The 23,659-nt window shown below is 32.7% G+C and carries 27 protein-coding genes; 22 read left to right on the top strand and 5 right to left on the bottom strand.

Features of this window, described 5'->3' with window-relative positions; translation table 11 throughout:
* Positions 1 to 7 precede the first annotated feature (7 nt).
* Together QZU75_RS06180 and QZU75_RS06175 are read right to left on the bottom strand one after the other, a co-directional pair.
* Positions 8 to 2,176, bottom strand: a complete 2,169-nt coding sequence (locus tag QZU75_RS06180; protein ID WP_296882338.1) for a hypothetical protein — start codon at positions 2,174 to 2,176, stop codon at positions 8 to 10.
* A 357-nt stretch (positions 2,177 to 2,533) separates the two neighbouring features.
* Entirely contained in the window at positions 2,534 to 4,456 is a 1,923-nt protein-coding gene (locus QZU75_RS06175) for an IGHMBP2 family helicase (RefSeq protein WP_296882336.1), read from the bottom strand.
* A gap of 44 nt (positions 4,457 to 4,500) precedes the next feature.
* Between QZU75_RS06175 and QZU75_RS06170 the strand changes: the two genes are divergently transcribed.
* From QZU75_RS06170 to QZU75_RS06075, 20 genes are all read left to right on the top strand, one after another.
* Positions 4,501 to 5,241 (top strand): succinylglutamate desuccinylase/aspartoacylase family protein, encoded by a 741-nt coding sequence (locus tag QZU75_RS06170; RefSeq protein ID WP_296882334.1) that lies wholly within the window; start codon positions 4,501 to 4,503, stop codon positions 5,239 to 5,241.
* Positions 5,242 to 5,311: 70 nt separating this feature from the next.
* On the top strand, positions 5,312 to 6,037 hold the full coding sequence (locus QZU75_RS06165; RefSeq protein ID WP_296882332.1) for a metal-dependent hydrolase: 726 nt from the start codon (positions 5,312 to 5,314) through the stop codon (positions 6,035 to 6,037).
* Between the two features lie 27 nt (positions 6,038 to 6,064).
* Positions 6,065 to 7,114 (top strand): glycosyltransferase family 2 protein, encoded by a 1,050-nt coding sequence (locus QZU75_RS06160; RefSeq protein WP_296882330.1) that lies wholly within the window; start codon positions 6,065 to 6,067, stop codon positions 7,112 to 7,114.
* Between the two features lie 266 nt (positions 7,115 to 7,380).
* On the top strand, positions 7,381 to 7,695 hold the full coding sequence (locus tag QZU75_RS06155; RefSeq protein ID WP_296882328.1) for a monovalent cation/H+ antiporter subunit E: 315 nt from the start codon (positions 7,381 to 7,383) through the stop codon (positions 7,693 to 7,695).
* 28 nt (positions 7,696 to 7,723) lie between these two features.
* The gene (locus tag QZU75_RS06150; protein WP_296882326.1) at positions 7,724 to 7,990 is read left to right on the top strand and encodes a hypothetical protein; all 267 of its coding nucleotides are present in this window, start codon (positions 7,724 to 7,726) and stop codon (positions 7,988 to 7,990) included.
* A complete protein-coding gene (locus QZU75_RS06145) occupies positions 7,987 to 8,409 on the top strand; it encodes a cation:proton antiporter (RefSeq protein ID WP_296882324.1) in 423 nt (140 codons plus the stop codon). Before QZU75_RS06150 ends, QZU75_RS06145 begins: the two co-directional genes overlap by 4 nt.
* 1 nt (position 8,410) lies before the next feature.
* Positions 8,411 to 8,644, top strand: coding sequence for a DUF4040 domain-containing protein (locus tag QZU75_RS06140; protein ID WP_296882323.1), 234 nt, complete (start codon positions 8,411 to 8,413; stop codon positions 8,642 to 8,644).
* Positions 8,644 to 9,030: a cation:proton antiporter subunit C gene (locus QZU75_RS06135; protein ID WP_296882322.1), complete on the top strand. Its 387-nt coding sequence runs from the start codon at positions 8,644 to 8,646 to the stop codon at positions 9,028 to 9,030. Before QZU75_RS06140 ends, QZU75_RS06135 begins: the two co-directional genes overlap by 1 nt.
* Positions 9,023 to 10,477 (top strand): energy conserving hydrogenase EhbF, encoded by a 1,455-nt coding sequence (gene ehbF / locus QZU75_RS06130; protein ID WP_296882320.1) that lies wholly within the window; start codon positions 9,023 to 9,025, stop codon positions 10,475 to 10,477. Before QZU75_RS06135 ends, ehbF begins: the two co-directional genes overlap by 8 nt.
* Positions 10,474 to 10,809, top strand: a complete 336-nt coding sequence (locus QZU75_RS06125; protein ID WP_296882318.1) for a hydrogenase — start codon at positions 10,474 to 10,476, stop codon at positions 10,807 to 10,809. Before ehbF ends, QZU75_RS06125 begins: the two co-directional genes overlap by 4 nt.
* Positions 10,802 to 11,080: a hydrogen gas-evolving membrane-bound hydrogenase subunit E gene (gene mbhE, locus QZU75_RS06120; RefSeq protein ID WP_296882316.1), complete on the top strand. Its 279-nt coding sequence runs from the start codon at positions 10,802 to 10,804 to the stop codon at positions 11,078 to 11,080. The genes QZU75_RS06125 and mbhE overlap by 8 nt, the downstream gene beginning before the upstream one ends.
* Positions 11,077 to 11,553, top strand: coding sequence for an MnhB domain-containing protein (locus tag QZU75_RS06115; protein WP_296882314.1), 477 nt, complete (start codon positions 11,077 to 11,079; stop codon positions 11,551 to 11,553). Before mbhE ends, QZU75_RS06115 begins: the two co-directional genes overlap by 4 nt.
* Positions 11,553 to 11,801, top strand: coding sequence for an energy-converting hydrogenase B subunit J (locus tag QZU75_RS06110; RefSeq protein ID WP_296882312.1), 249 nt, complete (start codon positions 11,553 to 11,555; stop codon positions 11,799 to 11,801). Before QZU75_RS06115 ends, QZU75_RS06110 begins: the two co-directional genes overlap by 1 nt.
* 12 nt (positions 11,802 to 11,813) lie before the next feature.
* Positions 11,814 to 13,223, top strand: a complete 1,410-nt coding sequence (locus QZU75_RS06105; protein WP_296882311.1) for a 4Fe-4S binding protein — start codon at positions 11,814 to 11,816, stop codon at positions 13,221 to 13,223.
* Positions 13,224 to 13,712, top strand: a complete 489-nt coding sequence (locus QZU75_RS06100) for a 4Fe-4S binding protein (protein ID WP_296882309.1) — start codon at positions 13,224 to 13,226, stop codon at positions 13,710 to 13,712. It abuts the gene before it with no gap.
* Complete coding sequence (locus tag QZU75_RS06095; protein WP_296882307.1) at positions 13,713 to 14,159, top strand: NADH-quinone oxidoreductase subunit B family protein; 447 nt, start codon at positions 13,713 to 13,715, stop codon at positions 14,157 to 14,159. It begins immediately after the preceding gene.
* 12 nt (positions 14,160 to 14,171) lie between these two features.
* On the top strand, positions 14,172 to 15,299 hold the full coding sequence (locus tag QZU75_RS06090; protein WP_296882306.1) for a nickel-dependent hydrogenase large subunit: 1,128 nt from the start codon (positions 14,172 to 14,174) through the stop codon (positions 15,297 to 15,299).
* A 4-nt stretch (positions 15,300 to 15,303) separates the two neighbouring features.
* Positions 15,304 to 16,302: a respiratory chain complex I subunit 1 family protein gene (locus QZU75_RS06085; protein WP_296882305.1), complete on the top strand. Its 999-nt coding sequence runs from the start codon at positions 15,304 to 15,306 to the stop codon at positions 16,300 to 16,302.
* 10 nt (positions 16,303 to 16,312) lie between these two features.
* Positions 16,313 to 16,576: an energy-converting hydrogenase B subunit P gene (locus QZU75_RS06080; protein WP_296882304.1), complete on the top strand. Its 264-nt coding sequence runs from the start codon at positions 16,313 to 16,315 to the stop codon at positions 16,574 to 16,576.
* Positions 16,569 to 17,228, top strand: a complete 660-nt coding sequence (locus tag QZU75_RS06075; RefSeq protein ID WP_296882302.1) for a DUF5612 domain-containing protein — start codon at positions 16,569 to 16,571, stop codon at positions 17,226 to 17,228. Before QZU75_RS06080 ends, QZU75_RS06075 begins: the two co-directional genes overlap by 8 nt.
* Positions 17,229 to 17,342: 114 nt before the next feature.
* Here QZU75_RS06075 and QZU75_RS06070 read toward each other — a convergent pair whose 3' ends face one another.
* From QZU75_RS06070 to QZU75_RS06060, 3 genes are all read right to left on the bottom strand, one after another.
* Entirely contained in the window at positions 17,343 to 18,137 is a 795-nt protein-coding gene (locus QZU75_RS06070; RefSeq protein WP_296882300.1) for a Dna2/Cas4 domain-containing protein, read from the bottom strand.
* 135 nt (positions 18,138 to 18,272) lie between these two features.
* Entirely contained in the window at positions 18,273 to 19,751 is a 1,479-nt protein-coding gene (locus QZU75_RS06065; protein ID WP_296882299.1) for a sodium-dependent transporter, read from the bottom strand.
* A 568-nt stretch (positions 19,752 to 20,319) separates the two neighbouring features.
* The gene (locus QZU75_RS06060; RefSeq protein ID WP_296882297.1) at positions 20,320 to 21,393 is read right to left on the bottom strand and encodes a DNA polymerase subunit beta; all 1,074 of its coding nucleotides are present in this window, start codon (positions 21,391 to 21,393) and stop codon (positions 20,320 to 20,322) included.
* Positions 21,394 to 21,660: 267 nt separating this feature from the next.
* On the opposite strand from QZU75_RS06060, the gene QZU75_RS06055 reads away from it, so the two are divergent.
* Both QZU75_RS06055 and QZU75_RS06050 read left to right on the top strand, forming a co-directional pair.
* Entirely contained in the window at positions 21,661 to 23,109 is a 1,449-nt protein-coding gene (locus QZU75_RS06055) for a hypothetical protein (RefSeq protein WP_296882295.1), read from the top strand.
* A gap of 238 nt (positions 23,110 to 23,347) precedes the next feature.
* Positions 23,348 to 23,659 (top strand): hypothetical protein (locus QZU75_RS06050; protein WP_296882293.1); only part of this gene is annotated, 312 nt, incomplete at its 3' end.

Below are 23,659 nucleotides of genomic sequence, written 5' to 3'. Positions count from 1 at the left end.
AATGACCTCATTTAATAGTTAATTTTACATTTTTACTTACACTTTTGTAGTATTTTGTAGTTTTAAAAGTAATTTTAGCTGTAAATTTACCTTTTTTGTTGAGTTTGGTAATTTTGAATATTGCTTTTCCTTTGGAATTGGTTTTTGAGGTGTAAGTTTTTCCTTTTACTTTTAAGTATACTTTGGCTTTTTTGAGAGCCTTGTTTTTGCTGTTTTTAAATGTAACAGCATATTTTTTGGTTTTGAGTGATTTTTTGAATGTTTTCTTTTTGGCAACAATTTTTGTCTTTTCCTTGTTGATAGTTACCTTTACGGATTTGGAATTTGGATTAAAATTGTCTGACAAGGTAATTTTTAAGGTTTTGGTACCTGCTTTGAGTGATTTTAATTTACTTGCAGGGATTGTTATGCTTGCAACACCTTTCTTGCTGGTAGTTGCAGTTTTGATAAATTTGTTGCTGATGTAAACTGACACTTTTTGACCTGCAATAACTTTCCCATTTTTATCTTTAATTGTAATGTAATATTTGCCTGCATAATTGATTATAAAGCTTTTTTTGGCCGCATTTATTGTAATCGGCTTTTGGAATACGTCCAAATCATAATGGAATGTGGTGGAGTTGTATTCACTGCCTTCATAAAACACTAGAACATCATAAAATCCGCTGTTCAAGCCGGAAACATTTACGGCTGCCTGATTACTTGTTAAGTTAGCCTTATATGTTCTGCCGTTTACATTAACATTAATCATTCCTTTTGTCATGTCTTTTGGCATTGTGACTTTGACTTTTAGTGTATCTCCGTAGGTGATGTTTGTCATGCTGATTGTCATGTTTATGGCCATAGTGATATGTGCATCGTCTGAATAAATGTTGTTGGATCCGTTGACTGCAGTATTGTTGTTGAAATAAACTTTATACAGATTTAAATCACCTGAAACGTAGATTGCTCCTCCTGTTTCATTTGCGAAGTTTTTAGTGAATGTTGTGTTTACAATTGAGCCGTCATTGGCTACAATTGCACCTCCGTTTGTTGCATTATTATTTGAAAATGTTGAATTTTCAATATCAGTTGCACTGTCAGAGTATAATGCGCCACCTGTTGTTGCATTGTTGTTGTCAAATGTTGAATTTATAATATTTGAATAGGAATCTGCCATTATGGCTCCTCCTAACTCAAAAGCGGTATTGTTGTTGAATTTGGAGTTCAATATGTATATTTCGTCGTTTACATCACTATAGATTGCTCCACCATTGCTGGCTAAGTTTTTTGTAAATATTGAATTTTTTATAGTATTGTTGTCGGATGCCAGATAAAGGGCGCCTGCATTTTCATCAGCACTGTTATATGTGAAATTGCATGTATCTATCAGATTTGGATAAGCCATTGAATAAACGGCTCCTCCGTTGATTGCGGTATTGTTTATAAAATCACATTTTGATAGGACGAAGTTCATTCCGTCGGAATATACTGCTCCACCGATGTCATCAACAGAGTTATTTCTAAATTTAGAATTATCTAATTTTGTGTCTCTTCCGGTAATGTATGCGGCACCGCCTATTTCGGCAGTGTTGTTGAAAAAGATACAATCTGTTATAGTGCCTTCTATACCGTACCAGTACAGTCCGCCTCCGTTTTCAGCAGTGTTGTTGATAAATGTACAGTTGATTAGAGAACCGTTAATTCCTGTCCAGTCAACGGCGCCGCCGTAGATTGCAGTGTTGTTGATAAATGTGCAGTTTCTCATCTCACCGTTGCTGCCTATCCATTCGATGAGATTGTATGAATATGTCATGTCCCAATTGCTGAAGACTATATTTTTCAAAACGACGTTATCTGCATGAATTCTAAGGAAAAAAGGTAAATCTGTTGAATTTCCATTAATAGAATGACCTTGTCCATCTAAAATTAGCTTTTCGGGTATTTCAATGCCTTCAGATTTTACATTGTCGTCGGCAATTATGTCGTTTTCTAGTTTAATTGTTGAATTGGGAGTTGCGTTTTGAATTTCACTGTTTAAATCATCAATTGTTTCAATTCTGTTTGAAACTTCCAATATTTTTTCATCAATCACACTGACATTGTCTGTGCTTATATTTTCGCTTGCTGATACTGCGGAAAGCGAAATGACAATGCACAGCAAAATCAACATGATTAGTGTATGTTTGAATTTCATCAAATTCTACCTCAAAAATTTTTATAATAATTAACTATATAATTTCTATTATAATAAGTATTTGTTCATTTATTTGATATTTTAATAATTTCTATTAAAGTGATGTATAAAATTATTTCATTGTATTTTTGAGAGTATTTTTTTAAAATGTTATAATTGTACAAAATCATTTTTTAGATTCTGTGATGATAATTAAAAATAGGCAGAAGAAAACTCTTAATTAGGGAGTATAATTGAGGTTGAAAGTTATATGGGCTTTAAAAAGAAAATCCCTATTAAGAGTTTAAAAAGTATTATTTCATACTTCAATTAATATTTTGCACATTCTACTATTTAAAGTTTAGGTATGCCTAAAAATTATAATCTAACTAAGACATTATTTTCTTTTGCAAACTCAATCAGTCTTGCATATGTCTGATTGCTTTCAAGGGTGTTGATGTTTCCTATAATGATTAGTTTACGTTTTGCACGTGTTATTGCTACATTTAATCTTCTTAAATCTCTTAAAAATCCAATATTTCCATCTTCATTGCTTCTGACTGTTGAAATAATTATGATTTCTTTTTCTCTTCCCTGAAAACCGTCAACGGTTTTAACTTCAACAGGGGTTTTATCCTGTATAATCTTTACTTGGTCTGCATATGGGCTGATTATTCCAATGTCTTCTTCTGTTAGTCCGATTTTCAGATAATCATTGGCAAGTTTTATTGCAATTTCTGCTTCAATTTCATTCATGATGGATTTTGAATCCTTAAGGTGTCTTTCGCCATCACTGTCAATATTTGATGTATCAACAAAAAGCATAGGATCTTCTTTTTCAGTCGTTGTTAGGATATCATTAATGGTAATGTCATCAACCGAAGAATCACTTTCAAGACCATTATCGTAAAATTCTGCATTTGGAAACTTCATCAGAAGGGAGTTCATTCTATATTGAATATTCAGAAGTTGTGATTTGAACGGATAGATTTTTATTAATTCTTCAAACAATGTCTTTTCAAGACCATGAGCCTTATCGCTGATTATTGTTGGAGGAAGCTGTTTGTGGTCTCCTGCAAGAATAAATCTATGGGCTTTTGCAATTGGAATCAGAACACTTGGAATTGTGGCCTGTGATGCTTCATCGATAATTGCAACATCAAATTTTGTTCGGGCTATTGATTCCAATGCAGCTGATGAGTTTGTTGATAAAATGACATCGCTTGTTTCGATAATGTCTTTAATCATTTTATTTTCAATTCGTTTAATTTCATCATGCAATTCATCAATTTGCTGGTTGTATTCTATCCATTGAGCCATTGATTTCATTTTTTCAGCACTGATTCCACGTCCGCCTTTTCCTTTTGAAGCGTTATAGAGTATATCGTAATCTCCATATCCTCGGCGATACTGAGGTGTCGGTTTAGTATAAACTTTTCTTTTTTCAATCAGTTTTTCAATTTTTTTGTGAATCTTGCCTATTTTTTTATTTAACTTATGATTTTCAACTTTATAAGCTAGAGTTTTTGAAATGTTGTGTTTTGAAACTCTTTGGGGATGTCCTAGTCTTGTCAGATTTAATTTTTTGTTTTCCATTAGTCGTTCAAGGATGTTGTCAACGGCGGCATTACTTTCTGCTGTAGCCAAGACCTTATGATTCTGACGGGTTTCCTGTGAAATAAGTTCGACTAAGGTTCTGGTCTTTCCGGTTCCAAAAGGGCCGTGGATTAAATAAAAGTTTTCACATGAAAGGGCATTTTCAATAGCTCTTTTTTGAAATTCATTTAAATTTTGGTCAATATGGTTGATATAAGGGGTTGAATGATTCTTTTTCGGATTTCTCTCAGTCAGCATATATTCCAATGCATTTTTTCCTTTCAAACTCAAATGCTTGAGATTATCCTCCATTCTCCTGAATGTCACATCATTGGCATATAAATCAAGTCTTACCTTCTTTTTTAAGACCCATCTGGGAATCCTTTTGTCAAAGGCCACTTTAATAAATCTTGCACCCTTTTCTGTTACAGTTCCTGTAAAATCGCTGCTTAAAGGATTTGCAGTACTGACAAGTACCATATCTCCGACAGATATCTCTGTATCTATAATTTCTGACCTGCCGAATTGAACTATTTTAAGGCCTAATTCTTCACCAATATATTTTCCTTTAACTTTATTGATGGCACGGCCTAATTCCTCTCTTTTTTGACCGGACATATGTGCTATTTCAAAACGCATCAGCTCAATTTCGGCATCCCTTTCATAATTGACTAATTTTATTAAATTTTTGATATATTTTTTCAATTTAATCCCTAGTTTTAAATAAGAGCGTCAATGTATAATTAATTATGTATTTTGAAAAAATTGATGAATTTGAAAATCTTGAAATGACATATATTTCTGATTTTTCCGGAGGTTACATTTCAAGAAACAGTGAACTCTTTAAACATATAGAGTTGAACAAATTAAATCAATTTATTTTAGAAAAATCTGTTTATGGAACTCCAATTTTTAAAATTGGTGGCGGGGGAAATAAACTGCTGATTTTATCCGGAATTCATGGTAATGAATTGCCGGCACAAATTGCAAATTTGAAACTAATCAATGAATTGGTTAATGAAAATTTATCCAATACATTATTTTTCATTCCCTTTGCAGCTCCAAAATCAACAATGAATAATGAACGAACATTCAATTCAATGGATTTGAACAGATCTGCACATATTGAAAATTCTGTAAGTAATCTTATAGTTAAGGCCGCTGAATCTCTTAAGGTTAAGTTTGTTGGAGATTTTCACTCAACGGCCCTTAATTCAAATCCGGGATTTGAAGCAATATTTTCATCTAAATCTCCAAGCCCTGAAAGTTTTTTGGTTGCAAATTATATTTCAAAAGATGTCGGATCTGAGATTATTGCCTTTGACTTTGCAGGTTCATCCTATAAAGGTGCAGTTGAAGATGTCTTTAATTTAAGGGGAACTCCTGCCGTTACATGTGAAGTGCTGTGTCCTTTCGGTAATGTTGGTAGAGGAACTGTTGAAAAGTCATTTGCTCAAATGAAAAGCTTTTTATCATATTTCGGGGTTTGATTACTTATCAAGCGCTCTCGGATTAATTATTTTTAATATTATATCATATACTTTTAAGTAAGGTGATTTCATGTCAACTTACAAAGGACATTCAATATTTGCATTAATTCTTTCATTGATGTTTTTTCATAGTCCTCTGTTAATTGCTTTAACTCTGATAGGTGCAAATATTCCTGACTTTGATCATAAATTTAAAAAAGATAATGTCTACAAGTTGATAATTTTGGGATTAATAGTGTTTATTTCACTTTATATCCTTAAATTACCTTATTTCATTGGGTTAATAATTGTATTTCTTGGAGTTACATTCTATTTTTCAGAACATAGGAGTTTTACACATTCCATTTTCGGAGTTTTAACATTAACGTCAGCAGTTTCATTAATATTAATCTGGTCATTTCAGTTAATCCTTGCGGTAACTAACATTAACGATTACTATCTGATAATGGCAATTTTAATTGCTCTTTTAAGCTTTTCATTCTTAAACAGGAAAGTGTTAATGTTATTCCTGCCGGTATTTTTTATCAGTTTGTTTATATTCAATAAAGGAAGTGTAAACTATGTTGAAATTGTCTTAAGTCTGTTTTTAGGAGTATTTTCACACATTGTTCTTGATTCATTCACGCCGTCTGGAATTAAAATATTTGCTCCTCTTTCATCAAAAAAAGTTTACAGAAATTTTGGAATCATATCTGTATTTGTTTTAATTGTTTTGGCTATTATATATCAGGCTCCTGTATTTTTTAATCTTTTTGAGCAATATGTGTCCAATTCAATTTCAATCATTGGCATTTAATAATGAGTAATTCATATATTAATAATCATGGTTGAAATTTCAGTTATACTCCCTGTTTATAATAGTGAAAACTACATAAAAGAGTGTTTGGACAGTCTTTTAAGTCAAACATTTAAGGATATCGAAATATTGTGCATTGATGACGGCTCTACTGACGGGTCTTTAAATATCCTAAAAGACATTGAAAAAACAGACAGCCGTATAACTGTAATCACACAGGAAAATATGGGAGTTGCAAAAACTCGAAATAATGGGCTGAATCTTGTTAAGGGCAATTATGTCTATTTTATGGATTCTGATGATTGTCTTGATAAAAATGCATTTAAAAAATTGCATGACAATATAACCTCGAACCGTTCTGATTTTTGTATCATGAAAGTAATTTTTGTAAATGGTTCTGAAGAATATAAATTTCCTGCATTTGACATAGATAAGGAATTTGATAAGGTTAACTTCAATGACTTCACATTTACATACAGGGATGTCAAAAGTCATGTTTTAAATGACCTGTTTGCACCATGGCTTAAATTATACAGTGCTGAATTTTTAAAAAGCAATGATGATTTTACTTTTCCAGAGATTAAATCATATTCGGATGCACCGTTTCATGTAAAAACAATGCTGAATGCTTCCAAGATATCATTTGTTCCGGAATATCTGTATTATTATCGTGAAAATGATGGTTCTCTTGTTCATTCATCATCAAATACCATTAACTTTTTCAGGCTTTCCGATATTATTGAAGATTATCTTGTCAAAAATGACTTCATCGATGAGTTCACGGATGAATTTGCAGCATTTAAAATTGTTAAATTAGTCTATTATATGGGATTTACAGACTCGGAGGAGTATTATACAAAAGCCAAAGAGGAATTGTCAAATGTTAATGCAAATTTTTCATTGATTGGAGATAATGACATTGATAAAATGAATATTATTCTTGATTCTGACAATCTAAAGGAATGTAAGTTGGCTTTGGAGTTGTATGATTGTAAAAAACGTGTAAAATCAATGCAGGAGTCTAAAAGTTGGAGAGTCACTAAACCATTGAGGAGATTTACATCCTCTTTGAGATGATTGGAAGATTATACAAAGATTGTTGTAAATATTGGTATTATTTCTTTATTTTTAATTTTAAGTTTTAATTTTATTTGTTTTTATTATTATTACAATTGTTATTGTTTAATTTAATTTTTTAATAAATTTTTTATTAAGATTTTTCAATTTTATATGATTTTTATAAAAATGCATACATTTATAATAAATAATCATGATAAATAATAATATTATTATTTAGTCAGTATTATGGCTATTATTAATATTAATGAAATGGAGCTTGTTTAATGTTTTTGACTAGAATTGGCTATGGAATTGTTTATTTTGTAGTTCTTATTTATGAAATAATTAAATCAACAATTAGTGTTTGTTTTAATTCAATTATGGGGAGAAATATTGATCCTATAGTTGTTGACATTGAAACAGTTTTGGAGAGACCTGTTTCTCAAACAATTTTAGCAAATAGTATTTCTTTAACTCCTGGTACTTTGTCTGTTGATTTGGACAGTGAGAATAACATTATTAAAGTAGCTGCTATTTCTCCAAGAAAAAAAGAAGATATTATTCCTTTTGAACCCTATATTAAAAAAATGTTGGAGTAATACCTTATAAAAATGTCGAGTGAGAAGTATGGATATATTGTTTATTTCAAAATATTTGCTGGTTATTGCATTAATTATATTAATGTTGGCTGCTTTAAGGGCAAGTGCATATAAATCCACTTCAATGGGGCTTTTAGGAAGTTCTGTAGTAGTTAATGCTTTTGCAGTAGCTTTGCTCATTGTTGGTGATTTATATCATCTTGAATTCTTTAGAGATATATCATTAGCTTTAATATTCTTTGGTTTTGTAGGCACTGTTGCATTCAGTATTGTTTTGGGAGGTGATGATGGATGATAGTTTACATTCAATCTGCACTTCTTATTATATCTGCAATTCTAATAATCATATCTGCAATTGGTGTTTTAACTTTACCAAAAAACACTAAAAATGTAGTTTATGCAAGAATACACATTTTCGGTGTTTTTGATATCGCTTGTATTATTGCTATGATTGCATTAGGCCAATTTTTACTTGCTGGTGTATACTTTATTCTCGCACCGTTTGTAGCTCATGCAGTAGCTAATGCTTATTGGAAAAAAGAAGATAGAGAAAATAACATGGATTTAGTAACTGTCGAAGAAGTTGTTGAAGATGACAATCCTTTCATACATCCTAAAGAAAAAATGCAAGCTTTAGAAAGCAAAGATTCAGAAAAACTCAAGGCTGATGAAAGGTTCTCAGTTACTATGTTGGAAATTGATGAGGGGGAGTAAGATGTTAGACTTTGTATTAATGATTATAATTATTGTAAGCGCAATTCTTGCTCTTATTCAAAAAGACTTGTTAAAGGCTGCAATATTAACAGGATTTTCAGGAGGAGCGTTGGCTGTACTGTTCCAAATTTTACTTGCTCCGGATGTTGCATTAACACAGGCAATTGTAGGTGCAGCTATTATTCCTGTATTCATTGCTTTAGCTGTTAAAAAAACTCAAAGGGAGGATAGCTAATGGCACAAACACAACTTGCGATATTATTGACATCTGCTGCATTGGTTATTATTGGACTTTATTCAGCAATTTTCATTGATAATATCATAAAGAAAATAATCGGTATTAGTTTTATTGAAGAAGGTGCTAATCTATTCATTGTTGCTATTGGTTATAAACCTGGTGGTGTTGTACCTATTTTGATGCCTGGAATGGATACATCCTGGTTTGCATCAAATGCTGCATATCCATTGCCTTTTGGGTTAGTTCTTACCAGTATTGTAATTGGTGCAAGTACTTTGGCCGTTATGCTTGCATTGGTAATGGTTTTATACAGAAGATATGGTACTTTAAGTACTCGTGTAATGTTGGCGGACACATCAAAACAGGAGGAATACGATGAATGAATTAATTCCACTTATGGTTATAATACCTTTGATGGCTGCATTACTTATCAGTGCTTTTTCAAGATTTAATACAGTAACCAAGATTTTTGCATTTGTTGTTGCAATATGTCTTCCGATAATACCTTTGGCTTCTAATTATGGCCTTCACTTCTTTGGAGGTTATGCGCCGATTGCAGATAATGTGACAGGTTTAATCTTCCATCCGGCGATTACCTATTCATTTACATTCTTGCAACAAATATTTATAGGAATGATTGGTCTTTTAACATTCTTGGTAGTATTCATTTATTTAACCAAATATAAAGAAGTTTCAGGACCTTATCTGTTCTTATTGTTCTTAGGTACTGCTGCTGTAACTGCAATGTTACTCACTGATGATATCTTCCACATGTTTGTGTTCTTTGAAATATTGGCTCTTGCGCAGGTGGGTATTGTAGCAGCATCATCAATAGATTACAGTTATGAAATGGCTCTAAAATACATGATTTTAGGATCAATTGGCTCACCGATAATGCTTTTAGGAATTGGATTCCTTCTGGCAATGACAGGTAGTGTAAATATTACTGATATAGCAGCGGCTGTTCACAATGGTTTGGTTAGCTCAACATCTCCAGTATTTTTATTATCACTCGCTTTAATATTCTTTGGTTGGTTATACGCATCAGGTTTACCACCATTCCATACAATAAAATCTGGAATTTATTCAAAAGCAGAACCTCACGGAGCAGCATTGCTTCAATCATTTACTGTAGTTTCAATGATTTCTATAGTATTGATAATGTTTAGAATCTATTCAACACTGCCTATATTTGAAGTTCTCATAGTTTTCTTCTCTGTCTTAGCTATGATATTGGGTGTCTCTCTCGCATTAACCCAAACTGACTTCAGAAGAATGATTGGATTTTTGGCTGTCGGTGAACTTGGTTTCATAGGATTAGGTATTGGTCTTGGAACACAATTTGCAATTACTGCAGGTTTGTTCCAGGCATTGAACGAAATAATTATTACTGCATTATTATTCATAGGATTTGGTGCAATTGTCAATGCAACAAATGAATCAGATACCCGTAAACTTGGAGGGCTTCTTGCTCAACATCCAAAGGTAAGTTTAATTCTTTTAATCGGTGGTATGGCAATGGCCGGTGTTCCTCCATTAAACGGATTCCAGTCCAAATTAATGCTTGTTCAAGCATCTTTAAGTTGCGGATATCCGGAACTGTCAATTTTGGCTATTATGGTAAGTATAGCAACATTTGTTGTATTTGTAAAAACATATTATGCCATGTTTTTAAAACCAAAACCTAGAGATTTGGAATTGGAAGGAAAAGATGTTCCAAAATCAATGGTTTTGGTCATGATAATCCTATTGGCAATTATTATATTATTAGGTATATTCCCTGATGTGGTAACAAATGGAATTTCTAACTTTGTAGGAGGAATATTATGAAACTTTATGATCAAATATTCAATGTTGTAAAACAGTTTAAAAAATTGTTTTCACCAGGTCCTGTAACTAATGCGGACGTTTCTGGAAGTATTACAGCAGAAATATTCCTGATTGTTTCATTGGTCTTATCTACACTATTGTTAAGACATATCAATGTTCTTTTAGCCGGTTTTGTTGCATTAATATTGGCTATTGTGTTGATTTCCAATATTCCGCTTATTCCTAAATTTAAAATTGAACAAGAGGATTCTTTAGAGAAAATGATATTTTACGCGGTGGTAACACTTGCTATCATTGTTGCATTCTTATACTGGGGTGGTAATTTTGTCTAAACGTACAATCCGTAATTTATTGGCTGCAGTTTTAACAGCAATATTCTCTGTTACTCTGCTTGATGCGATGTTCCATTTAAGCAGCATGATTCAGCCTGGTGTAAGTTATATCTATAATGCTTTGGGAACTCAAATAGCACCGAACATGGTGACCGTAGTTATTTTTGATTTCAGAGCTTACGATACATTAGGTGAATCAATCATATTATTAACTGCCGGACTGGTAGTATTGCTTATATTCGGTAGAGGATTACTGGGGGACAAACAATGAGTCAGGGCAGCATGATTTTAAAACTTATATCTTTACCTATTTCAATTATCTTAATTTGTTTAGGTATAATGACTATCCTTGGAGGTCACATCACTCCTGGTGGAGGTTTCCAAGGTGGTGCAATGATTGCCAGTGGAATTATATTATCTGTCCTTGTTTATGGTCTGGGTAACTCTCCATTGGAATTATCTCATACTTATATTGAAGTATTGGAATCTGTAGGTGCATTAGGATTTGTCGTTTTCGGATTGATAGGTTTATTCGTTGGAGGATTTTTCCTATACAATGTGGGAACAGATTTATTTAATGTTGTCCCTGCAGCTATTCAGAATGTTCTGCATTATCCTGATGTCACCAATGCAGGCATAATTCCATATCTCAATATATTTGTAGGTTTGAAAGTATTTGTAGGTTTATCCTCAATTGTAATTGCATTTGCAGGATTTAAGAAATTTGTTGGGGAGGGTGAATAATGTTATCATTAGGGCCGATAATATTTGGTTTAATATTGGGCATAATTATTGGGTCTCAAATTAAACTCGCCAATACTGATGTAAAATTCACTCTCGGAGCATTTGTAGTAATTTTGATTGCAGGAATTATTGTAGCATGGCAATCAGGCAATTATCCGTTTTACACAGATTTACCTATTTCCACAGCATTTTTATCTGCAATGATTGGAATTTTTGTAGGCAAACTACTATTTGCAAGGAGTAAATAAGGGGTTTTTATAATGTTTTTAACAACTAATACCTGTGAAGAAAAAGAAGAGTGTATTAAATCATGTCCTACAAAATCTATTAGATTAATTAATGGCCAACCGTTCAGTTGTCTTACATGCGGGATCTGTTCTAAAAACTGTCCTAATGGTGCTATATTCCAAAATAGTTATGGAGGATATGTTGTAGACAGGGCTAAATGTAACGGTTGTGGAATGTGCATGTACAACTGTCCGACAAACAATATCACTATTGAAGACGGTATTGTTTATGGAATCTGCTCACGTTGCGGAGCCTGTGCAGAAGCCTTCCCTGAAAGCCGTGTAGATGGTTTTGAGCTTGAAAAAGATAAGCAAATCACATTAATCAAATCAATGAACATACTGAATCCGCCACTGAATGATGTTCCTCACAAATCAGAAAACTTGATAGAGGAAGTTTCAAGATGTTACTTCGGAACTGATACTGATAAATGTATATTATGTGGCAGATGTGAAGAATATTGTCCGATGGAAGCTATCCATGTAAAGATTGACCGTGATGAAGGAATCTGTCGTGAATGCAGATTGTGCAGTGATGTTTGTCCAAATGGATCAATGAATAAACATCAAATGGTAAACAAATCATCATGTACACTTTGTCTTAATTGTATGAAAGCATGTCCTCATGATGCAATTTCTGTAGACGACTTTGAAATAATCGTCAATAAGATTAATCAAAAAGCGACTGGTAAAATCATATCCTGTCTTAATTGTGGTTTATGCGCTGATTTATGTGAAAACGAATCACTTAGAAAAGTTGACGGCCACTTAAGATATGACCCAACATCAGACACTGAAAATGTTTCTCATGATATTGCAGTTGCCTCATGTCCGGTTCATACATTGACTGAAGACAGTGAAATGTTTATTTATGATGAATTTGAGGACACAGAGCTACCGGCATTGTCCGGATTTTGTGTATCATGTGGAAAATGTGTTCAGGTTTGTGATGAAGCTCAAGCTCGTCAGTACATGACTCATACCTGGGATGGAAAAGTTTCAGATGATTGTATCTCATGTGGAATATGTGTGGAAGTATGTCAGGAAGAGGCAATTACATTGTATAGGGGCACAATATCTGTAAAATTGGATAAATGTATTTTATGTGAAAATTGTGCGGTTCACTGTCCGGTTGATGCGATTCCAAAATCTACAATGTATAAAAACGAAATTGTTGATGGATTCAACTTCATCGAACAGAAATTATGTATGCATTGCGGAGTATGTCATGGAATCTGTTCATATGATGCAATTGATAAAATTGATGGTAATTATGTAGTTAATGAAGAGAAATGTACATATTGTGGAGCATGTAAGAATGCGTGTCCTGCAAAAGCATTTTTATTCGAAAGAAATTTTAAAGATTCAATAGAGGGTATTTAAATGAGTATACTAAGAATAGCTTTGGAAGGAGCATTTACTAACTTTAAAAGAATCTTTTTTGCAGCTGATAGAGTTACAGACATGGAACTTAGAAAGCAGATTTCAACCCTTTCAGTAGAAGTTGATGACCGTGTTGACGAGAAGGCTTGTATTGGATGTGCAGGATGTGCGAATGTCTGTCCTACAGGTGCAGTTGAGATGAAAAAATTGGCAAGTCCTGTAAAAATAACTGACGGATGGACTAAAACCGAAGTACCTGAAATTAATCTTGAAAAATGTGTGGTTTGTTATTATTGTCATGATTTCTGCCCGGTATATTCACTTTATGGTGAAAAAGGAACAATTCACCCAAGTTGTGTAGGAGATCAGGAAGTTGATATTGCAGATACTATGAATAAACCGTTTAAGATATCTGAAGACAAGCTTAAATTTATTGCACAATATTTATCTGATAATACGGTATTGAAGAATAGGGAGGAAGGTGATTAGATGGGTCTTAAATCATTTTCAAGAGCAAGAGCAATACATGTCATGTTGGTTTATACAGGCGGATGTAATGGATGCGATATTGAAATTGTAAACTCAATATTATCACCAAGATTCGATGCTGAACAATATAATGTGTTTTTAACATGGAATCCTCGTGAAGCTGATGTACTGGTTGTCACAGGGCCGGTTACTCATTTGAATAGAAAACCGTTGGAAAAAATTTATGAAGCTATCCCTAATCCGAAATTGGTGGTAGCTGCAGGAAGTTGTGCTTTAATGGGCGGAGTATACAAAAACTGTTATGGTGATATTCCGTCAGAAGAAATTGAAGGACCAGTCGAAAATATTATACCGGTAGCTGCAAAAGTTCCTGGCTGTGCTGTAAGGCCGCAGGATGTTTTAGCTGGAGTTGTATCATTGTTACCTACATTATTGGATGCGGATTAAAGAGGGGATTAAATGGATGAAAAAGTACCAAGAAGTAATATTATAGAAACTGAAATTCCAATGGGTACAGTTCACCCTGCTGCATTGGAACCATATAGAGTAAGATTTTTCGTTGAAGATGAAATAGTTCAGGAAGCAGAAATCACTATTGGTGTAAATCACAGGGGAATTGAAAGAATTATGGAAGGTCTTCCGGTTGAAAAAGCTAATTCCCTTACTGAAAAAATTTGTGGAATTTGTTCTAATTCACATATATGGAATTCCTGCAGAACTGCTGAAATTGGTTTAGGTATCGAAATTCCAGAGAGAGCTACTTACATTCGTGTCATAATGGGTGAACTTGAACGTTTACATTCACACTTCTTATATTTAGCGCATGGTTGTGAAGTATTGTCTCACGAAACATTCTCCATGAGGGTATTCTATTTAAGGGAAATTGTAATGGAACTGCTTGCAATGATTGGAGGTAACAGAGTTCAATACGGTTGTTCCGTTTTAGGAGGAGTCAGGCCAAGATGTGACTTGGATGAAGCAAAACTGTTAAGACTTAAAAATGATATGGATGCAATAGAAGAAGGGCTCACTGGTTTTGTGGAAAGGTTCACTGCAGACTCAATTGTCATGTCAAGGATTGCAGGAATTGGTGTATTGCCTCAAAAACAGGCTATTGAACTGGCTGTAACCGGACCTACCTTAAGGGCAACAGGCGTTGCAAGAGATTTAAGAACAACCATGTTTGAATATGATAACTTTGATTTTAATGTTATCACACAGCCTGACGGTGATGTTAAATCAAACTTAATCATGAGAGCTTTGGAATCATTCGAATCAATTAAGCTTATCCGTCAAGCAATTGCCAATATTCCTGAAGGTAAAGTAGTCAACAGGGATTGGGAAATGTTTGACACTGATATTATTGAAAGTTATATTGAAGTTCCACGAGGAACTCTATATCACTCATATTATTTGGAAAGTGGAAGAGTAAGGCACTGTGTAATAAGAACTCCATCAATGGCAAATATTGGAGCTATGCAATATGCCTGTATCGGAGATCAAATTACTGATGCCCAATTATGTATTGTACAGTGTGATCCATGTTTTACATGTACAGACCGTGCAATTGAGATAATCAGGAGGTAAAAAAATGTTTGAAAATACTATTGTTCAATCAGTTATTGCAGTTGCTGCAACTGTACTTGTCTGTTTTATAATTTCAACATTTCTTCCGGGAATCGAACGTAAATATATTCATGCAAGAATTCAGCAAAGAATCGGACCGGTTGTAATTGCTCCTGGAATAATGGCTCCAATAAAATTCATGTTTAAGGAAAATGTTAAAGTTTCATCTCCTGTTTCAGGATTATATAAGATATTGCCTATAGTATGTTTTATAGTTGTGCTGTGTATTCTAATTGCACTCACTCCTCAGGCTTACAAAATTCCGGCACTTGCAAGTCTTGTAGCTATTGTCGGATTTTTAAAGGTTGAAGAAATATGCTATGTGCTTATGGGGGCTTTATCCAAATCCGTAATGTCTGTCAATATGCCTTTTCCAGATCAGATTAAAGGTGCAGTTCACAATAACGCAAACAGGTCTTTCATTGAAGATATAAGTGCAAGAAGATCTTTAAGGATGATTACTTACGGGTCTTTCCCACTGTATTTAGCTTTATTTGCTCCTGTCACTGCTGCCAGAAGCATATTCTTGCCCGACATTGTAGCATATCAGCATGCTCACGGACCATTCCTGTTTACTGTAGCTGGTGGAATTGCGGCAATCGTGTTTTTCATTGGTTATATGATTATTTTAAATGAATATCCATTTTCAATAATTAAAGCTAAATGTGATGTTATTGAAGGACCATATATGGAATATGCTGCCAAATACAGAGCTGTTGTCTATCTGACAAGAGGATTTTTCATGTTTGTGCTTGGTGCGGTATTTTCAGTATTGTTTATCGGAATACCTCCAAATGTATTTTCATGGGGAATTTTGGTAAATATTGCTGTAGCTTTAATATTTGTATTTATGATGGGAATATTTTCAGCATTCAGTCCGGTATTTACAAACAGACAATTGCTGCCAACTATAATTGGTACAACATTACTCGGAATCCTATCTGTAGTACTTGGATTATTATGAGGTGATTATTTTGAAATTTGTTATGAGACCATATCATATGGTAAGTCTTGCAGGATACATTGTAGAATGGGATTTTCCTTACAGAAATCTCATTATTGTAAATAAAACCTCCGAGCCTATTAAAATAGAAATACCAGTTTTTCATGAAGAATGGATTGAAGAACACAGAGAGTTGGGTCTTGATGTAATTCCGGTATCTAAAAACGATAATTTCTTAAGCATGTGGAAAAGAGCTCATGCAGAACTTGATAAAGTAAGGCCAAAAGATGAATGATTATACATTAACTATTAAAACTTGTGAGAAAAAAGGTGTATTGGACGTTATTACTGAGGTTATCACTAGTCATGGTGCCAATATCAGTTATGTTCATCTTTTTGTTGAAAAAAATGATGTAGGTTCCATTAATTTGGAACTTGAGCATGTAACTGACATTGATGAATTGGTATCGGATTTGAAGAATATATCTGAAGTTAAATCTGTCGAATTGCATGGTTCTCAATTGGATATTTATGGAAAACGTATAATTATTGTTGGTGGCGGAGCGCAGGTGTCTCAAGTCGCTAAAGGTGCTATTACTGAAGCAGACAGGCATAACATACGCGGTGAGCGTATAAGTATTGATACAATTCCTCTGGTTGGTGAGAAAAATATTGCAGATGCTGTTGAAGCTATTTCAAGACTGCCTCGTGTAAGTGCATTGGTATTGGCAGGTTCACTTATGGGTGGAGATATTACTAAAGCCGTTAAAAAAGTTAAAAAAGAAAGTAATTTAATTGTAATATCTCTTAATATGCCTGGAAGTGTTACCAGATATGCTGATTTGATTATAACTGATCCTATTCAGGCCGGTGTTCTGGCGGTAATGGCTATTGCAGATACTGCCGTTTTTGATATTAAAAGACTTGGAGATAATATAAAATTTTAAAATTCATGTTTATGGACATATAGGGGAGTTAGTTTCTAACTCCTTAAAGGTAAATAAGGATTAATTATCCTTATTTGCTTTACTTTTTTTCATTACTTTTTTGATTTAAGCTATTCACTCCTTGATGCAGATGTCTATATATTCACAGGTATCACATTTTCGGGGATTTCTTTTAACAGTGGGGAGTTTTTTATTGTCAGTAATTTCTTTAACTTCTCTCATCACATCAAATAGTCCTTTTCTAAGATTAACGTCCATCACAACAGGGCGTCTTTCTCCGATTTTGTCATAATCGACAAAACCTACATAGACGTCGGTTTCAAACTCTTCTTCTATAAGTATTGCGCAGGCAACAAGTTCGATTGCATCCTGATCCCAGACGCCTTTCAGGGGAGGATTTGAGTTTTTGATGATAACTGGATAATATTTGCCGTCGCTTATTTCTATCTTGTCGCACATTCCTATTAATTCAAGTTGGGGGTCTTTTAGAAGATATGAATACATGCAGTTTGGAAAAAACATGTCGATTATTGCAAATGCGTGTTTGTTGAAAATTATCATGGACTGCTTTATTTTTAGAGCTGTAATTTTAATGTTGAAATAGGTGTCGTCAATAATTTGGTTGATTTTCGATGATTCAAGCCCTAAATCCATTGACATAATTGCATCAGCGGTGCTTTTGATGTATGAATCAATATTTTCAGATAAAATCTGTTCAATTTCAGATATATTCATTTCTTTTCTTATTTTTCTCATATTTTTCTGAATCAAGTCTTGAATGTCGATTTTAAGCTTTTTAATTTCGATTGCAAGTTGGTAATCTTCATTTTCCTGAATATCTACATGCTTTTGAATGTAGAGTTTCATCGGACAGTACATGTGTGTTTTTATTGAAGAAATATTCATCATGTTTTAACCTCTTAAATTACGTAATATTAGTTAGATTCTAATGATATATAAAATAAGAAGTTATAAATGCCTTAAATTATCTTAAATAAAATAAAAAAAGTTAATAGCTATAAATATAGCTATTTTAAGTCAATTTTATACGTTGTAGTAATCTTTATTTCGTGCAGGCAAGAATGCAACAATACATGGGATTACTATCACTACTATAGTTAATATTAACATCACGATTGAACTTAGGTCATTTGGTTCAGAAATTGTTGAAATTACTCCTTGTATCCAAAGGCCCAGTATACAAATCGGTAAAATGTATTTGATGACTATTTTCCAAGTTTTTCCAACTTTAATTGTTGAATGGTTATTTAAGGTTTCAATTAAATCATCAAATTTGTAAATCCAACCGAAGACTATACACTCAAGAAGCACTGCAAATAATAATGCGAAGTTATTTAAAAATGCATCGAAAATTCCTAAAAGTGTACTTCCAATACCTGTTGTAAAGAGGATTGAAATACAAAATCCAACAATGCAAACTACTGTTGCAGTCTTTTTACGTTCGATAAGGAATTTTTCAGAAATTGAATAACATACTCCCTCAAGAAGTGCAATAACGGATGTGATTCCTGCAAATAAGATGCATAAAAAGAACAATGGTCCAATTACATATGCTGCAGGTCCCATTGTATTGAACACCTGTGGGAATACTACAAATGCAAGTCCTGTTCCTGATGTTACAAGTTCATTAAATGGAATCCCGCTTGTCACTGTCATGAATCCTAAAATGGAAAAAATTCCAATTGAGTTAAACACTTCAAAACCGGAGTTTGAAAATGCCACAATTATTGCGTTATCTACTAATTTTGAACCCTCTGGCAGATAACTTGCATAGGTCATTGCAATTGCCATTCCTAAACTTAGGGAAAATACAATTTGTCCAAATGCTGCTAACCACACTTCAAAATTGCCCAATGCCGACCAATCGGGTGTGAAAATTTGTGTATATCCTGCTGATGCACCTGGCAATGTTAATGAGAATGCAACAATAATTACAACAATTCCGCAAAGTATAGGTAATAAAATTTTACTTACATTACCGATTCCCTCATTTAAATCCCTTTTGATAATAAACCATGCTATAAACCAAATAGCAAATACTGAAGCGAGAACAACAGGTACAATTGTAAACAATCCAGACACTGATTCTGTAGATTGTAATACTGTATTAGTAAAATATAAATCGGGATTTGATCCCCATGCTTTTGTAAAACTCAGGAATATATAAATTAGGTCCCATCCAACAACACAAACATAATATGTCGTAATTAAAAATACAACAATCAGTATAAACCATGCTACCGGTTCTAATTTTTCATTAATTGAATATAATATTCTTGCAATTGACCTTTTGAACTTGAATCCGACTGCATATTCCACTAAAACAAATGAAATTCCTAAAAGAAATAGTGAAATGATGTAGGGAATCATAAATGAGCCTCCACCGTTAGAATATAAAACATTTGGGAAACGCCAAATGTTTCCAAGACCGACAGCAGAACTAATCATTGCCATCATAAATGCAAGATTACTATTCCATTCAGATTTTTTCTGTTCTGTCATATAATCACATTAAATTTAATACTATTATTTTAGGTGTTTAAAGTTTATATATTATTGTATTAAATTTAATTATCTCGTGTTATTTTTTATTAAAACAATTTGAATGGAGTTTGTATTTGTTATTTTTTTAAATAAATAATATTCATTGTAAAAATAGTGAAAAGTTAATAATTGGAGTCATAAATTTTTAGTGTTTGTTTAAAAAAATTTGACTATAATTTTTTGTTAACTTAATTATCGCTGAGGCCTTTTTGCTTGGAAAACACTGGTCAATTACGACTCTAAAATAATTATATTTATATATTTCCTTCAATAATATAATTAAACAAGAGTGTTATCTCTTAGGAGAAAACCTCAAAAAAATTAATTGTATGGTTTTAATGTCTAATGGGATGTATTGTGGGGTAAAACTCACAATATAGACATTAATTGATTTTATTTTTGAAAATTCTATTTTTTGTTTTCTTTTGAATTGTTATTCTGTAGTGGGTGTTTACATTAACATCAATCTTTTTTCAAATCCGCTTTGGGTTTTTGGTTTAAAGAATTATAAACCTTGAAATATTATCTAAGCTGGGCTTTCCTTAAGCTTTAGATACTCATCAATTGCTTCACGGGTAGTTCCGACAACAATGCGGTAATGTGAAAACTCACCATTTACAATGACTTTTTCCACTTTGCCTTTTGCAACCACATGCTCTCCGTCAACAACCTCTCCTGCATAGGTGTGTGTAAATGAAACAACTTCAGTCAATGGGAAATCAACGCCGTCAAGAACTTCTACATTTTCAATTGTGTATAATGATGGATTGTCGAATGCTCCAAGTGCACTTACGATATCACATTCGATTTTTGCAATTCCCTGAGGCTCATAAACTGTATCTCCCCAGCTTCCTTCAATTTCATCGTAATCTTTGGTTGCTAAAATATCGAATAATGTTCCGTTGATTGTTCCTCTGTTTGCTTTTCTGTTTTCATACCATCTGAACTCTTCTTTTGTAAGGCTTTCGTCAAACATTCTTTTATCATATACGAAATCCCAGTAATCGTTGGTGATTCCTTCAACTGTAATGTGCTTGTCAACTTCTTCGATGTAGACTTCTTTTCCACGGTGTTCTTTAAAAGCGGCAATTGCTCTTCTGTGATTGTCAAGACCATAAACCACAAAGTCCAGGTCACTTACATCACTTTTTTGAAGGCCGGGCAGTATTGAACCTGAAATTCCTAAATGGTCATATGGAATGTCTGCTGTGAAATGGAAAAAGTCAGCAACATCCATTAATTTTGCAATCAATTCTGGATTTTTAACTTCTCCTCCTTCATCAAAAGTCTTTTTGAGGCCTAAAAGCCTTTCTTCAGGCTTTATTATTTTTTCAACTTTTTCCAATGGAACTCCCATCATTTCAACATTGGTGACTTCTGAAAAATACAGATAATCAGGATAGTTTTCACGTAAATATGAGTATGCCTCTTCAGACCCTACTTTTCTATAACGTTTGCCGTCTTTTTCACGGTCTCCTTCAGGATCAGGTACATATCTTAAAAAGGAAATTACTCTGTTTTCAGGGTGAATGTAATTTGTTGATGCGAAATACAAATCATCGCTTGTGTAGATAAAATCTCTTGTTCTTACTTGCTTCATAATTTTTACTCCTAGTTTTAATTTTTAATTTTAATTAATTAAAATTTTACTAATGTTGGCGTGTTTGTTTAGTTCATTATATGGATGTTATCTCTTCAAATTAAGTTTAGGTATTATGAATTTGTAATGGATAACTTTTTTTTTAACATTTATTTAAAATCAAATGTTAATATAATAGAAACACAATTTTTAAGAACTAACTGGTAAAATAACAAAACAAAAATTATTTATATTTTAGTCGATAAAATTTGTCAATGTGTTGCGAATATGAAATTTAGAAAAGAAATTATTATATTTTCATTAATAATAATATTCATGCTAATGTCTGCTGTTAGTGCAGAAGAAAATATAACTGTTGATGATGGAACCAATTCGAATTCAGATTACATTGAGTTAGGTTCTAATCAAGGTTATAATGAAAATAGTATTAGCGAGAATCCTGTCCCTGATGATAATGTCATTGATGATGATGAAAATATCTCAGAAGGTGGTATTAAACTGGATATTTATCCTGGATCATCGGATGGTTATGATGCCTCTATGGACTATGGGTTTAATGGTGCAGCTCATGCTGGTGCTTATTCAAATAAGAATATTGCTGTTCACAAATCATCTTTATATTCTCCTTATTCAAGGGGTGATGGTGCAGATGTTAGGGATAATGAATATGGTATTGATGGAATGCTTTCTAATTTTCAATCCTCTGATGATGGGGATATTGAAGCATTAAATGATAATATTTATGCCGAAGATTTTTTTGCACAAACATACTCCAGTTTCAGTGAATATTCTGATTATTTAAATTGGGATTCATTAAAAAACTTAATTGAAGAAAATAAAATTGGAGAGGTTTTTAATAGCAACATCCCTGTTTTTGATTCTATAACAATCAATTATTTGAAATATGGTCTGATTAATTTTATGGATGCTGGGGCGAAATATGTTGAGTTCTCTGTAGTGAATTTAATTGATGTAGATGCATTTCTTGATATTTTTGATAAAATCATGAACTCGCCATCCACTCATGAGGTAATGACTAATATTCCATCATCCAATTATAATCCAATGTTGAGAAACGATAAATATTATTCTAATTATTCAGATTACGGTTTTTATCAAGATATAGATTTGATAATAAATTTATATGATTTGAATGATGAAATGGAATTATTTATGAAATCTGACAGTAATATTTCGGATATTCTGATTATTCAGGACAATATAGAGTTAATTAATCAAACATTTGATTTAAATTTAATACGTGATGTTTGTATTAATTCATATAATCTGGGATCTGATTTAAATTCAATACATGATGTTTGTATTAATTCATATAATCGGGAATCTGATTTACACTCATCTTATGATGTGGCTTGTTGGCGTGATGCATATGACAATTCTGATAAAACTGCAGAAATACAAAGTTTTAAATTTAGCCAACAGACCACTTGTTTATCAAGCAATATATCACAAGATATTCAACATACTTTTTATCATATGATTGGATGTGAATGTACTAACACCAGTTTCACTAAACAGTTTAATAGTTTTGATAATATTCCAAAAGTTAGTGAATTTGACACCATTGCCAGTGCTGAACAAGAAGATAACCACGATTATGTTCTCTTTAAAAAATGTAATGTCAATTCTCCTTTTATTGTAGAAAATACTTCTATTTTTGCATTATTTGGAGTAATTGAAATCACAATCCCTTAAAAAAATTTTAGGGATTTTCCCACTATTTTTATAAAATATTTAAATTAATGAAAAATATTTTTTCTTAATTTTAAATATTAGAAATAATTTTTTTAGCTTGAATCCTATTATTTTTTTATAAAAATAACTGTGCTAAAAAATGGCAGTTTAATATTTAAAATATTTCATTTAAAGCTAAAAACATTATTTCTAGTTTTTAAAGAGAATTAGGAATAAAAATTAAAATCGAGGTGAATAAATGAATTCTAAAACTAAGATGATTATATTTTCATTGTTTATCTTGGTGTTGTCAATTTCAGCAGCAAGTGCGCATGAAAATATAATAGCAGATGGAAACGACGCAATAAATGATGGCATGATAAGTATTGGCAATTTGGATGATGATTCTGAGGATGGTTGGGATGATAGTTTAGACGATTTGGATGATGAGGACTGGGATGATAGTTTAGACGATTTGGATGATGAGGACTGGGATGATAGTTTAGACGATTTGGATGTTGGTTTTGATGATTTGGATGATGAGGACTGGGATGATAGTTTAGACGATTTG

The organism is uncultured Methanobrevibacter sp. (assembly GCF_902764455.1).
Lineage (GTDB): Archaea > Methanobacteriota > Methanobacteria > Methanobacteriales > Methanobacteriaceae > Methanocatella.
Note: the sequence above shows the minus strand (reverse complement) of the source record. Positions and strands in the feature narration are given on the sequence as shown.

Coding starts and splice junctions, on each gene's coding strand:
- QZU75_RS06135 (WP_296882322.1), top strand. CDS start 8,644: ATGGCACAAACACAACTTGCGATATTATTGACATCTGCTGCATTGGTT.
- QZU75_RS06090 (WP_296882306.1), top strand. CDS start 14,172: ATGGATGAAAAAGTACCAAGAAGTAATATTATAGAAACTGAAATTCCA.
- QZU75_RS06100 (WP_296882309.1), top strand. CDS start 13,224: ATGAGTATACTAAGAATAGCTTTGGAAGGAGCATTTACTAACTTTAAA.
- QZU75_RS06065 (WP_296882299.1), bottom strand. CDS start 19,751: ATGACAGAACAGAAAAAATCTGAATGGAATAGTAATCTTGCATTTATG.
- QZU75_RS06150 (WP_296882326.1), top strand. CDS start 7,724: ATGGATATATTGTTTATTTCAAAATATTTGCTGGTTATTGCATTAATT.
- QZU75_RS06070 (WP_296882300.1), bottom strand. CDS start 18,137: ATGATGAATATTTCTTCAATAAAAACACACATGTACTGTCCGATGAAA.
- QZU75_RS06095 (WP_296882307.1), top strand. CDS start 13,713: ATGGGTCTTAAATCATTTTCAAGAGCAAGAGCAATACATGTCATGTTG.
- ehbF (WP_296882320.1), top strand. CDS start 9,023: ATGAATGAATTAATTCCACTTATGGTTATAATACCTTTGATGGCTGCA.
- QZU75_RS06145 (WP_296882324.1), top strand. CDS start 7,987: ATGATAGTTTACATTCAATCTGCACTTCTTATTATATCTGCAATTCTA.
- QZU75_RS06110 (WP_296882312.1), top strand. CDS start 11,553: ATGTTATCATTAGGGCCGATAATATTTGGTTTAATATTGGGCATAATT.
- QZU75_RS06105 (WP_296882311.1), top strand. CDS start 11,814: ATGTTTTTAACAACTAATACCTGTGAAGAAAAAGAAGAGTGTATTAAA.
- QZU75_RS06055 (WP_296882295.1), top strand. CDS start 21,661: ATGAAATTTAGAAAAGAAATTATTATATTTTCATTAATAATAATATTC.
- QZU75_RS06180 (WP_296882338.1), bottom strand. CDS start 2,176: ATGAAATTCAAACATACACTAATCATGTTGATTTTGCTGTGCATTGTC.
- QZU75_RS06125 (WP_296882318.1), top strand. CDS start 10,474: ATGAAACTTTATGATCAAATATTCAATGTTGTAAAACAGTTTAAAAAA.
- QZU75_RS06170 (WP_296882334.1), top strand. CDS start 4,501: ATGTATTTTGAAAAAATTGATGAATTTGAAAATCTTGAAATGACATAT.
- QZU75_RS06160 (WP_296882330.1), top strand. CDS start 6,065: ATGGTTGAAATTTCAGTTATACTCCCTGTTTATAATAGTGAAAACTAC.
- QZU75_RS06165 (WP_296882332.1), top strand. CDS start 5,312: ATGTCAACTTACAAAGGACATTCAATATTTGCATTAATTCTTTCATTG.
- QZU75_RS06155 (WP_296882328.1), top strand. CDS start 7,381: ATGTTTTTGACTAGAATTGGCTATGGAATTGTTTATTTTGTAGTTCTT.
- QZU75_RS06085 (WP_296882305.1), top strand. CDS start 15,304: ATGTTTGAAAATACTATTGTTCAATCAGTTATTGCAGTTGCTGCAACT.
- QZU75_RS06060 (WP_296882297.1), bottom strand. CDS start 21,393: ATGAAGCAAGTAAGAACAAGAGATTTTATCTACACAAGCGATGATTTG.
- QZU75_RS06115 (WP_296882314.1), top strand. CDS start 11,077: ATGAGTCAGGGCAGCATGATTTTAAAACTTATATCTTTACCTATTTCA.
- QZU75_RS06140 (WP_296882323.1), top strand. CDS start 8,411: ATGTTAGACTTTGTATTAATGATTATAATTATTGTAAGCGCAATTCTT.
- QZU75_RS06075 (WP_296882302.1), top strand. CDS start 16,569: ATGAATGATTATACATTAACTATTAAAACTTGTGAGAAAAAAGGTGTA.